This window comes from Bradyrhizobium sp., from assembly GCF_019242285.1.
Classification (GTDB): domain Bacteria; phylum Pseudomonadota; class Alphaproteobacteria; order Rhizobiales; family Xanthobacteraceae; genus Bradyrhizobium.
Genome location: NZ_JAFAVV010000746.1, coordinates 1 through 11,416, shown reverse-complemented (window position 1 = coordinate 11,416; position 11,416 = coordinate 1). Strand labels below are relative to the sequence as shown.

The window sequence follows — 11,416 nt, the reverse complement described above, 5'->3', positions numbered from 1 at the left end:
TACGGGCTGTCGGCGCGCTTTGCCATGATGCCTTCGAGGCGCTTGCGCTCGGCCTCGGCAAAGAACTCCTTGCCGCTGCCTTTGCGGTGACTGCTGAAGGCAATGAGCTTATGACGCGGTAGTATGGCCTTCAGGCGCTTCTTGCGTTCGAGCAGCGGCAGCGTGCGAAGGTCTTCGCCGTCCGCAAACATAAGGTCGAAGGCGCAATAGAGAAGCTTAGCTTCGTGACGAAGCGCGTTTTGAAGAAGTTGAAAATGGGAGACGCCGTCCTTTCCGATAGCGACGAGCTCGCCGTCGATCACGGCATCGCCCTTGACGTCCTCAAGGGCCTCGGCGACCTCGATGTAGCTGCGGCTGATGACCTTTCCGTTCCGGCTGTACAGCGCGACCTTGCCGCGGCGGATTTCGGCGACCATCCGGAAACCGTCGAACTTGTCCTCGAAGATCCAGCCGGGATCGTCGAACGGCGCGTCCGTGAGGGTTGCAAGCATGGGCTGAAGTCGCTTGGGCAGCGTCGACGTTCGGCTCATTCGGAGGCTGACCGCGTCTGGAAAGAAGCTTCGTCGCTTCGGGCGGCGCGCTGTTGCCGAGAATTCGCCGGACGGACTTCCCGATTGCGACGTGGTCCAAGTAAGCGTCCGAAGAGCCGCAGGGCTCGCGTCCGCGCCGAAACGAAACCTTTCCAGAGTTTCGCGAACCATGGGATCGTGAGGAGTTTCGGCTTCACAATCGCGAAAAGGCGCTCGACGACAAGGAGGCTGAATGCGTAGCAGATGACGATCATGACCGTGCCGGTGATCCAATGGCCTTTGCCAGCCACTGCCACCGCGGCGAGCTTCAGCGGCTCCACCGTCGCCGTTGGCAGCGCCAGCAGAAACAGGGATGGATAGGGTCCGAGTCCTTCGATCGACCGTCTCAACCTCATTTGGGCAGGGCTCCTCCTGCGTAGAACGACGGGTGACCTCCCTTGTTCCGGTCATGGAACATCTCCGGCCTGACCCGGTTTTTTATGGGCGCGCGGCAAGTAGGGAGAGGACACGAAATGCAGGCACCTATCGATCTCGACAGAACAAGTAAGCCCGGAGCCTTGAGCTTGCAGGAGGAGGTAGCTGCTTGGCGCAGCAAGCGCGCTCGACGCCCGAGGGCGACGATCGGCAGCGTGCGCGTGGTGCGGATCCCCAAGCGCGCCTCCACGCCGCCGGGTCGGTCGACAGGCCATACGCTCCGGGCGACGGCGCCTTAGCGACAAGGCCGGGAGGGATTCCACTTCGCATGAGCGGCACAGCGAAAGCCTCATCGAAGAAAGTGCATGCCGCGACCGCCGGCACGCCGGCTGACCGCCCGGCCGAGCAAAAGCCGCTCCCTCTGGGTTCGGGAGCGCGCATGAATGCCAGAGTGGTCTTGGCGCTCGTGCTCGTCGCACTCGGTCTGTGGACGGCAGCAAGCTTCCTGCCGGCACTCATCTGGGCGACGATCCTGGCGGTCGCGTTGTGGCCGCTTTATCTGGTTTTCGCCAAGCGCTTCTTGGGCGGCCCATCGGGAGCTGCGGCTTTCGTCTTCACGGTCCTTGTCGCGCTCATCCTCATGACCCCGATTTCACTCGCCGTCTACGAAGTCGCCCAGCAAAGCGACCTATTGGCGGATTGGCTGAAGAGAGCTGGGGATGGAGGGATCGCGGTGCCGGGCTGGGTCGCCCGACTGCCGATCGCCGCCGAAAGCATGGAGCAATGGTGGCGTGCAAATCTTTCGGATCCCAAGGCGGCCACGGCGTGGCTCAAGACCATCAATGCCGATAACATATCGAACCTCTTCCGCACTTTCGGAGGCCAGCTTCTCCACCGGCTGTTCCTGCTGTTCTTCTCGCTCTTGACGCTGTTCGTTCTGCTTCGTAGCGGCCACTCGGCGGCGAGGCGTTTTCTCGAAACCTGCGACCGACTTTTCGGAGATGCGGGAGAGGGCCTGGTCGAAAAGCTGATCGAAGCGACCCGCGCGACGGTGAATGGAACGGTGCTGGTTGCCCTCGGCGAAGGAGCCGTCATCGGGATCGGTTATTTCGTCGCCGGCGTGCCGAACGCGCTGACATTTCTGATCTTCACGACGGCATTCGCGATGCTTCCGTTCGGTGCCTGGCTGGCCTTCACGGTCGCCGCGATCGTGACGATATCGAACGGAGGCAGCGGCGTCGCGGGGATGTGTGTTTTCGTATGGGGCACGATCGTAATGCTCGCCGGCGATCATTTCGTCTGGCCGACCCTGGTAAGCGGCTCTGCTAGGCTGCCCTTTCTCCTGGCATTCGTTGGCATCTTCGGTGGGCTGGCTGCGTTCGGCCTCATGGGCCTCTTCGTCGGGCCGGTCATCATGGCGGCGCTGCTGGCGATCTGGCGCGAGTGGATATTCCGATCCGCGCCTCAGGCATGAGGAACGCGGGCGGGGAGGCGGACATGCAGACCACCGATTTATCGCAGCAGACCCCGGACGGTTTCGAGCAGGACCTTGCGCACAAGCTGCGCCAACAGTTCTCTGAATGGCGGATGATGCGCGCGCCGGCTCGGACACTTACGGCCGATGGCGTCCCGGTGGCACGGCGTTTCAGAGGGCGGCTCCGCCTGGATCAGCCTTGCCGCATGATAGGGAGACCATCGCGATCCGTTTCGTTGGAACCGGGATCGTAGAGCCAGGTTCGTCCTCCAGTCCTGCCCGTAAGATGGAGGTTGAATTGCCACGCGCCGCGATTTTCGATCTGGACGGAACGATATTGGACTCCGTGGATCTGCACGCGATCGCGTGGCACGAAGCTATGGTGATGTTCGGCCACAACGTCAGCTTCGAACAAGCCAGAAGCCAAACAGGAAAGGGCGGCGATAAGCTCATTCCCGTCTTCCTGTCCGAGGAGGCCCAGCGGGACCATGGTCAGGAGCTGGATGCGTGGCGGAACGAACATTTCAAAGCGAGGTATTTGCCCTTGATCCGACCGTTCTCCGGGGTCTTGCGCCTTCTCATCCCCCTCTCCGACCTTCGTGCATCGATGTCTCGGTTACCTGCCTGACCGCCTTGACGATCTCGTCAGGGTGGAAGGGCTTCTGCAGGAACACGCCGCCGGCCACGGGCCGAGGCGCCACTGGTGAAAAGCCGGTCGCATAGATGACAGGGAGGTCTGGATGATGCTCTCGGCAGCGTTCGGCGATCTGCCAACCGTCGACCGTTCCGGGTAGCCTGACATCCGTGACGAGCACGTCGGCGAACCGCCGGCGGCACCACTCGAGCGCTTCGTCGCCGTCGGCAGCCTGGATGACATCGAAGCCTTCCTCCCGAAGCGCTTCGACGACAATTTCGCGGATGAGAGCGTCATCCTCCACCACAAGAACACGCACTGAAATTCCTCAAGGTGCTGATCTCCAACCAAATTCTTGAACTGCCATAATTGAGGTCCGTTCCGTCGTAACCTAAGATAATCTGCAGACGGATGGCGCGGCTGGATCGGTTGGTTCGTGGCGCGCAGGCCGGGAAAGAGCCATGGAGCGGAAGACGCTGATGGAGCGACTAGGAACGAAGCCGCCCAGGTCTCGTTCTCGATGGGCTGCAACATTTCTGGGTCATCGTGCAGACCATCTTGAAGTACGGCACATGGCTTTTCGGCGACGTCGGACGTGATGGTGGCGATGACGAGGCCCGTATCGCCGGATAGAGCGTCAAGAGAGCATCTCGCTGATTTTCGCCGCGAGTTCCTCGACCTGAAATGGCTTGCTGATCATCGCCATGTTAGTCCCGAGAAAACCCGCCCGAATCGCGGCGTTCTCGGCGTAGCCCGTAACGAAGAGGATTGGCACGGTCGGGTGATACTCGCGTGCGACCTCCGCAAGCTGCCGCCCGTTCATCCCTGGCAAACCGACGTCGGAGATCATCATGTCGATCGCCTGGCTGCTTTCGAGCACCTTGATCGCGGCGTTGGCGTCCGATGCTTCGATCGCCCGATATCCCAATTCCGACAGGACCTCTCCGATCAGGAGCCGGACCGAAGGGTCGTCTTCGACGAGCAGGACGGCCTGGCCCGCGCCTTGCGGCGAGAACTGAACATGATCGGCAGGCTGGATTGCCCCTTCTTCCGCTGCCGGCAGGTAGATCTTCACGGATGTGCCTTGGCCGAGTGCGGAATGGAGCCGTACCTGGCCGTTCGACTGCCTTGCGAAACCGTACACCATGGAAAGGCCGAGACCGGTGCCCTGGCCGAGGGGCTTTGTGGTGAAGAACGGATCGAAGGCCTTCTCGATGATCTCAGGCGTCATTCCAACGCCCGTGTCCGAGACGGCAATGACTACATACGGTCCCGATGCAATTCCGGGATGAGCTTCGCAATAGGCCTCGTCGAGATCGACAGCCGAGGTTTCGACAGTAAGCTTGCCGCCTTGCGGCATTGCATCCCGGGCGTTGATGACAAGGTTGAGGATGGCGCTTTCGAGTTGATTGGCGTCGACCATGGCGGGAGGTATGCCGTCCTTGGTCTCGATGGCGACCGAAACATTTTCGTTGACGGCCCGATGAAGCAGGTCCGACAGCGAGCGAACCAGAGCATTGATGTCGGTCGGCTTGCTGTCGAGCAATTGGCGGCGCGAGAAGGCAAGGAGCCTCGAAGTCAGGCCGGCCGCCCGCTGCGCTGACGTCGATGCCACATCCATGAATCGATCGAGGTCGTCATATCGGTTCGAGGCAATCCGGCGCTTCATCAGGTCGATCGCGCCGATAATGCCGGTCAGCATATTGTTGAAATCGTGCGCAATGCCGCCGGTGAGTTGGCCGACGGCCTCCATCTTCTGTGCCTGACGCAGTGCGGCCTCGGCCTTGGAGCGTTCAGCAGTCTCTTTGCGCAAATCGGACAAGGCGTTTTGGAGTTCTTTCGTCCTCGCGGCGACCTGAGATTCCAGCATTTCAGCGGCATGGGCGAGCTTTTCCTGCGCGCGCTTCTGTTCGTCGATGTCGACCACGACGCTGATCGCGCCTGCTACCGATCCATCGTCGTTCAGAAGCGGCACGCTACTGACGCGAGTCCATACCGGCCCGCTGTCCAGGCCGGTGAATCGAAATTCGATGCCGCCGACGTGCTCTCCCTTCAACGCCCGTGCGCTCGGAAATTTGTCGCGCGGCAGCGGCGCACCATCCTCGTCCCGAGCCTGCCAGTGGCGCTCGGCATCGGCATCGAACGCGGCGCTTTTCCCCGACTTTGAAAACCGCATGAAGGCGGGGTTCGTGACCACGCTTGCGCCCTGCGCGTCGAGGAAGGCGACGCCGATCGGCAAGTTCTCGAGAAGCGTCTTCAATCGCATCCGCTGCGTGTCCAGTTCAGCGTGCTGATCGCGCATCACGAACTGCCGTTGACGGGCCCGCATGGCTGAGACGATCGTGCTCAGCAACGATTCTGTGCTGAGCGGCCGCTCGATCAGGACCACATTGGTTGCGTTCGAAGGCAACTGCTGCCGTATGGCTTCGGCGGGTCTATCCTTCCCAGCTCGCCGACCGGTGAGCAGGATAAAGGGGATGTCCGACCAGAGAGGTTGCGCCGTCAGGGCGGACTCCAGCGGCGACAAGTCGCTTGCAAGCGCTTCTTCGGTTACGAGGATCACGCCAGCATGGGCATCCAACTGTGCGGCTACTTCGCCGAAGGTGTCGCAGATCCTTGCGTCGTAGCCATTCGACGTCAGCAGTCCCGAAACGCTTTCGGCATCGCGGCCGTACGGCGCGATGATCAGAACGCGATGACCTTCGGCAGCGGACCTATGCACCTGAGCCGCGATCTTCCATCAACGGTTTTTCCACACCGGTGTATTCCGGCGTACCTGTTAGGACGCCCTTGAAGTCCGACAACGGCTCGCCGACCCTCACGCCCCGATCGTCGATCCGCATCTCGCGAATGGAATCCTCATGTTTGCCCGATCGGTTCTTGACGACGGAAATAGCCTTCCTGATCCTGCCCGCGGCCTCGAAGAAGCGCAGCAGGATGACTGTGTCGGCTAAATAGGATACATCGAGGCCAACGGGCTGCATGCTTCCGAAAAACCCCGTTTGCGGATTGATAAGAAGCGTCAGTACGCCGGATCGACTCAGATATGACAGCAGTTCGTGAAGCTGGAGGATTAGCTGTTGCTCCTGCGGCATCGCGGCCAGGTATCCGCTGAGGCTGTCGATCAGGATCATCCGCACCGAGCGCCGCTTGACTTCGTCGAGCACTCCCGCCGCGAACTCACCGGGCGAAATTTCGGCCGGATCGATCTGCCGGATGACAAGGCGCCCCTCCTTGACACAACGGCGTAGGTTCAAGCCCAACGCCTCTGCCCGGCCGATCAGCGTGCTGACCCGTTCATCGAACTGATAGACGGTCACTGGCTCGCCGCGGTCACAGGCGGCCGCCAGGTACTGCAGAGCCAGCGTGGTCTTTCCCACCCCTGACGGGCCCGTGATCAGCACGCTGGTGCCGCGAGCGGGCCCGCCGTTCAGAAGAGCGTCGAGCTCATCGATTCCGCTGGGCACCAGATCGTCGGAAGATTCGCTGTGATGGTCAGAGGCGATCAGGCGGGGGAAGATTGCCAGGCCACCGCGGCAGATGACGAAGTCATGATATCCCGCAATGAAATCCACGCCTCGAAGCTTCTGGATCTGAAGCCGGCGTCGCGCCGCGCCGAAATCCAGCGTCAGCCGCGACAGAGTGACGACGCCATGGCAAAGGCTGTGCAGGTGATTGTCCGCTCCGCCGCTGGAGCCGGTGAGGTCGTCCACGAGGAGCACCGTGGTGCGGAGACCCGAAAAGAACTGCTTCAAGACGAGAAGCTGACGCCGGTATCGCAACGGATCCTGCGCGAGGAGCCGCATCTCCGAAAGACTGTCGAAGACGACACGGCTGGGCTTGATCTGCTCGACTTGAGCCTTGATCAGCTTGATCGTTTCTCCGAGCTCCATCTCCCAGCTATGAAGGATCGACTGGTCCCGGCCAGGACCGAGCACGTCGTCAGCGGAGCTCAGTTCGAAAATGTCGATGCCGTCGAGATTCCAACCGTGCGACGCAGCGACGACCTCCAGTTCCTCCTTTGTCTCGGAAAGGGTGATATAAAGGCAGCGTTCTCTCTTGGATCGTCCTTCCAACAAGAACTCGAGGGCGAGGGTCGTCTTGCCGGAGCCTGGCGATCCTTCGAGGAGATATAGGCGGTTAGCGGGTAAACCCCCGCGCAGCACGGCGTCCAGGCCTTCGTTGCCGGTCGATATACGTTTGTTTGGTAAGTTCATGGTGACTCGGTTGAAATCCGTTTTCCAATCTCTTTCGCTGCAAGCCGAAGTCTCCAGGATAGAACTCGGAAGTTCCCTTCGGGTTTCCTCCCGCTGGGGAAGGGCTCAAAAAGTGAACATTGCGGGGGCGCATGTGCGCTTGGAGACGAGAACGACGACAGGTACCGTTGAATGGTTCAATGGTCAGAAGGGCTTTGGATTTATCCAACCGAACGATGGCGGCAATATTGTCTTTGTGCACATCAGCGCAGTCGAGCGTGCAGGTCTTTCCGGGCTCGCCGAGGGAAAGAAAGTAGCATTCGAGGTCAAGACCGATCGGATGCGTGGCAAAGTCGGCGCGGACAACCTTTCGCTGGTGTAAGCCGGCTTTCGCCTTTCCACGGATGTGCTCGAAGGCGTGGCGCCCGCTCAACTCCGGTTGAGCCGGCTTTGTTATGCGAACGAGGTATGCCGCTTTACTTCGACACTTGGCCGCCATGGATGCAACGTGGACAATACTGCATTTGAGTAGCTCGAGCTGATCGCGACGTTGTGCCGGCCGGACTGAGTATGAAGTTGATGCGCGGGATCGCTAAATTGGTTTAGTTCTTTCGGGAAGCGAATGCTCAAGGAAGAACCGCAGCATCTCTCTCGTTGCGTCCGGTCCGTCCGGATCGGTGTAGGAGCCGGCTGGGCTGCCTCCCGACCATGCATGTCCGGCTCCGTGGATTTCCCAGTGCTCGAGGATACCACGTCCCCCGGCATCGCTATGGACGGTGCGGGTGTAGGCATGCCCTCCGGGGACCCGACCTCGATGGACCTTCGCATTCGTTCGCATCCCGCCGATGGACTGCCGGACAATTCGATCGCCGTTGTTCGAATGCACCGTCGTGTCGCGATCGCCGTGAAAGACGATCGTCGGAACGGGCGGCCCTTCGCTCGGCATTGCCTTGGACCCGCCGCCTTGCTTCATGGCAATGAGCGCGGAGGGAAGATCGGTGGCGACGCCGCAGGCCAATCCGGAATGGATGCCAATCGCTGCGTAGAGGTCGCCATAAGTCGATCCCATGACGGCGGCGGCCGCGGCCCCGGCCGACAGTCCGGCAACGTAGACGCGTTGCGGATCGACCGAATGGTCGCGCATGATCTGGCTGGTGATGCCAGCGATGAGCGAGGGTTCGCCTCCGCCGCGTTGCTGGTCGGACGGGCGAAACCAATTCCAGCATTTCGCCTGGTTCGCTTCAGTCCGCTGCGCAGGGTAAGCCACAAAGCAGGTCTGTTCCTCTGCGATGAAGTTCATCCGCGTGCCGGCGGCAAAATCCTCCGGCGACTGCGTGCAGCCGTGGAGCATGATCACCAGCGGAATGGCCTGTCCATGGTAGCCGCTCGGGATAAAGAGCCGGTAGGCCCGGCTTCCCGCGACATTTTGGTAGGTGCCTTCGACGAAGCGGGCGCCGTGTGGCACGATGTCCGCCATGGAGGGCGGGGCGCGCCTTAGCGATCTGCCCGGGACGAATCCAGGAAAATTCTTCGGGAGATTCGCTGGCGTGCGGCGGGGGCGCGGTCGAACTCGCGTTTCGGCCGTGCTTGCCTTGGCGTCGATGATCGGCGGCTCTCTTCCTGTAGCGGGGACAGGGCTGCCAGCCGTCGGTGCGGCGTCCAGCGCGTTCTCACCGCGAAGCATACGCTGGAGCAAGGCGGTGGCCTCGGTGAGCCGGCCCGAGCGCGTCAGGCGTGTGGCTTCGCGAACAATGTCTTGGTTCAGCATGGGCTCACCTCATCCTATCGGCGAGAGCGGACTTGACCGCCGGGCTTGCATGTAAAGCTCCCAGCACGGAGACGGAGGCAATCGTCGCGCGGGCAAGCTCGGGCGTGACGTCGTGAGCAATGGTGGCGAGGCCGAGAACGCTGATATGCAGCATCTCGCCCGCCCGCCGAGCCGTCTCGAGATCCTCACGGCTGTAGTTTCGCAGCCCGAGGTCCAGGCTCTTCCGAGCCGTGGACTGCTTGACCACGTCGGCATGACGTTCGAGCTGGTTGCGGATTGCGGTCCGAATGAAGTCGGTGCGGTTCGAGTAGAACCCTTCCTGCACCATCAAGTCGACCTGACCGAGATCGACAAAACCAAGATTGATCGTGATCTTTTCGGAATCCGAGGGTTTGGGTCGGATTTCGTGAACGTTGCCGGACATAAAACGACCATCCATCTAACATCTATGTGGATGGTATATGGATGGTAAACTACGATTTCAAGGGCACCGTTGGCCCCATATTCGGATGAGGTTGCCCAGGGGCTGATGCGGGAACCGAGCATGCTGGTCCGTGATGAGCGCAACTTACGCTCCCAGAATGAACTCACGCGCAATGTCAGGTGGGCGGCGGCTACTTGCGGCCGATGGCTGACCGAGGCTGTAAATGAGCATCCGAGCTATGAGCCAATCATGATCGCGGCCTGCTAACTCCTTCGTTCCAAATTGAACGAGAAACTGACGCGCATGAACAGGCCAGCTTCGGTCCGGACTTCTATGCTTATCTGATCAAGATCGCCGTCAGATCTGCGGAGACCATCCAGGGCCGCGTCAGTCAAGGAGATAGGGCAGCCTCTTCTTGGACCGCCGCAAGGTCCCGGAGCTCAAGACCTCTTCATCGATGGCCAGGCCCTCGCAAGCCCGGCGAGTTAGCCCACTCGTCAAGATGCGCCGCTATGTCGGCCCGACTTGCTCTCTTGAGCATCGCTTCGCGCTCAGTGCCTGGCGGCAGTTGGGTCGCCTGCTTGCGGATCTTTTCCGCCCAATCAGCCAGGCGATCTTTGAGGATATCGTTTGCTTATGACGCCGCCGCTTCAACATGGCGCGCTGCTCCCTTGTTAGGTGCAGGCGGAAGCGCGGTCTGTCTCTCGGCCGCCGGCACCTACGAGAACGTGACGCTGTCAGCCTGCGCCGTTCAAGAGGTAGCCGAGGCGCGAGCCTTCAAAGCCGTGTTTTCGCCACCAAGTCCCAACTTGATTCCGATTCAGATCATGAATTCACGAAATCAGCCTCCGAACTGCGCAAGTTGGACTAGAACGCCGTCCAGAGATAGACCAACAAGGTGTTGTTGTCGCGGGCGTTCGTTCCCATGCCGTCGAAATTGTACTTCGCGCCGTTGAATTTGTCGTACGCGATATATTGCACGCCAACTCGTGCATTGAACCAGGGCCAAAGCTTCGGCGCATTGTTCTTGCCGAAGAACTGATAGGCGATTTCCCCGATAAAGCCGTCGCTGTTCGGGCTGAACGTACGATTGCCTCCATAAAGGACGGTGTCGGAGCTACCCCACGTGTTGAAATAGCCCCCGGTCAGGATGACCTTCCCATCGGTGCCATAGGTCAGGGCAGCGTTTGCACGGAAGGTATTCAAGGTGTTGTCGAGGTTGGCGGCGAGTCCGTTCGCAACGCTCGCGGCGAGATACTGCTTTTCGTGGATATAGGTTCCGCGAACGGTGATCCAGTAGCCGTCGCCCTGATACTGGTATTGCGAATCGAAGGCGATGTCGGTGAAGCGGTTGGTGCCCGCCCCCGGATTCGCGAGCGGCAGACTGGTTTCAGCCGACAGCCCGAAGGTGCCGACCTCCAGCGAATTCTTGCCCCATCGCAATTCGTAGGCGGCCCTGAAATAGGGCGCGACGCCGTTGATCGGCAGGGTATTGATGGGATTGACACCGAGCGAATTGAGGGAGCCCGGCGACAGCGTCTGGTAGCCGGTCGCCTCGAGGTACAGCTGGTCGTTGAGGAACGCGTAGCCTCCCATGCCGAGCACTTGTGCGGCGAAGCCTTGGTCAATCAGCGTCTTGGCACCCGGCGTATTGGCGAGGTTTGACTGCACGAACGGATAGCCCCACGCCGGAGTCGAATTCCAGGGATCCTGAACCGTCGGATTGTTGTTGACGGTGAGGCCGAAAACCGCCGGCATCCCCGCGATGTTGGTCGTGTTGGCGTAGCGTATGTCAAGATTATCCCAGGTGAACAAATGTGGCACGGGCGGCCCAAACCCCTGTGCATTGTAGGTGAATTGGGCATAGGCGCCGATATGCTCGGTGATCGCCCCACCGTAGAAAACGCTTGCCGTCTGAAACTCGACGTTATCGTTTGGCTTGAGATAGGGAGCGGAGCCAGCGATGTTCTGGTCGG

10 protein-coding genes and 1 pseudogene are annotated in these 11,416 nt (G+C 60.7%); 3 read left to right on the top strand and 8 right to left on the bottom strand.

The genetic code is table 11. The annotated features are described in order from the left end of the window. A pseudogene (locus JOY90_RS30695) lies at positions 1-530 on the bottom strand (DNA ligase); the annotation flags it as partial. Continuing rightward, positions 527-925 carry a hypothetical protein gene (locus tag JOY90_RS30690; protein WP_291694850.1) on the bottom strand — a complete coding sequence of 133 codons (399 nt, stop codon included), beginning with the start codon at positions 923-925 and terminating at the stop codon, positions 527-529. The pseudogene JOY90_RS30695 and the gene JOY90_RS30690, both read right to left, overlap by 4 nt. Before the next feature lie 347 nt (positions 926-1,272). Here JOY90_RS30690 and JOY90_RS30685 point away from each other — a divergent pair, with 347 nt between their 5' ends. Together JOY90_RS30685 and JOY90_RS30680 are read left to right on the top strand one after the other, a co-directional pair. After that, positions 1,273-2,418: an AI-2E family transporter gene (locus tag JOY90_RS30685; protein ID WP_291694848.1), complete on the top strand. Its 1,146-nt coding sequence runs from the start codon at positions 1,273-1,275 to the stop codon at positions 2,416-2,418. 106 nt (positions 2,419-2,524) lie between these two features. Next, the gene (locus tag JOY90_RS30680; RefSeq protein WP_367277012.1) at positions 2,525-3,046 is read left to right on the top strand and encodes an HAD hydrolase-like protein; all 522 of its coding nucleotides are present in this window, start codon (positions 2,525-2,527) and stop codon (positions 3,044-3,046) included. On the opposite strand, the gene JOY90_RS30675 is transcribed toward JOY90_RS30680, so the two are convergent. The 3 genes from JOY90_RS30675 to JOY90_RS30665 all read right to left on the bottom strand — a co-directional run bounded on the left by JOY90_RS30675 (position 2,997) and on the right by JOY90_RS30665 (position 7,269). Further along, on the bottom strand, positions 2,997-3,371 hold the full coding sequence (locus tag JOY90_RS30675) for a response regulator (RefSeq protein ID WP_291694846.1): 375 nt from the start codon (positions 3,369-3,371) through the stop codon (positions 2,997-2,999). The genes JOY90_RS30680 and JOY90_RS30675 overlap by 50 nt on opposite strands. Before the next feature lie 318 nt (positions 3,372-3,689). Continuing rightward, positions 3,690-5,774 carry an ATP-binding protein gene (locus tag JOY90_RS30670; protein WP_291694845.1) on the bottom strand — a complete coding sequence of 695 codons (2,085 nt, stop codon included), beginning with the start codon at positions 5,772-5,774 and terminating at the stop codon, positions 3,690-3,692. Further along, positions 5,767-7,269 carry an ATPase domain-containing protein gene (locus JOY90_RS30665; protein WP_291694844.1) on the bottom strand — a complete coding sequence of 501 codons (1,503 nt, stop codon included), beginning with the start codon at positions 7,267-7,269 and terminating at the stop codon, positions 5,767-5,769. The genes JOY90_RS30670 and JOY90_RS30665 overlap by 8 nt, the downstream gene beginning before the upstream one ends. Positions 7,270-7,408: 139 nt before the next feature. Between JOY90_RS30665 and JOY90_RS30660 the strand changes: the two genes are divergently transcribed. After that, complete coding sequence (locus tag JOY90_RS30660; RefSeq protein WP_291694849.1) at positions 7,409-7,630, top strand: cold-shock protein; 222 nt, start codon at positions 7,409-7,411, stop codon at positions 7,628-7,630. A gap of 210 nt (positions 7,631-7,840) precedes the next feature. On the opposite strand, the gene JOY90_RS30655 is transcribed toward JOY90_RS30660, so the two are convergent. The 3 genes from JOY90_RS30655 to JOY90_RS30640 all read right to left on the bottom strand — a co-directional run. Next, positions 7,841-9,016, bottom strand: a complete 1,176-nt coding sequence (locus JOY90_RS30655; RefSeq protein WP_291694843.1) for a PHB depolymerase family esterase — start codon at positions 9,014-9,016, stop codon at positions 7,841-7,843. Between the two features lie 4 nt (positions 9,017-9,020). Then, positions 9,021-9,440: a CopG family transcriptional regulator gene (locus tag JOY90_RS30650; protein WP_291694842.1), complete on the bottom strand. Its 420-nt coding sequence runs from the start codon at positions 9,438-9,440 to the stop codon at positions 9,021-9,023. A gap of 867 nt (positions 9,441-10,307) precedes the next feature. Next, on the bottom strand, positions 10,308-11,416 hold a 1,109-nt coding region (locus JOY90_RS30640; protein ID WP_291694841.1), incomplete at its 5' end, for a cytochrome C.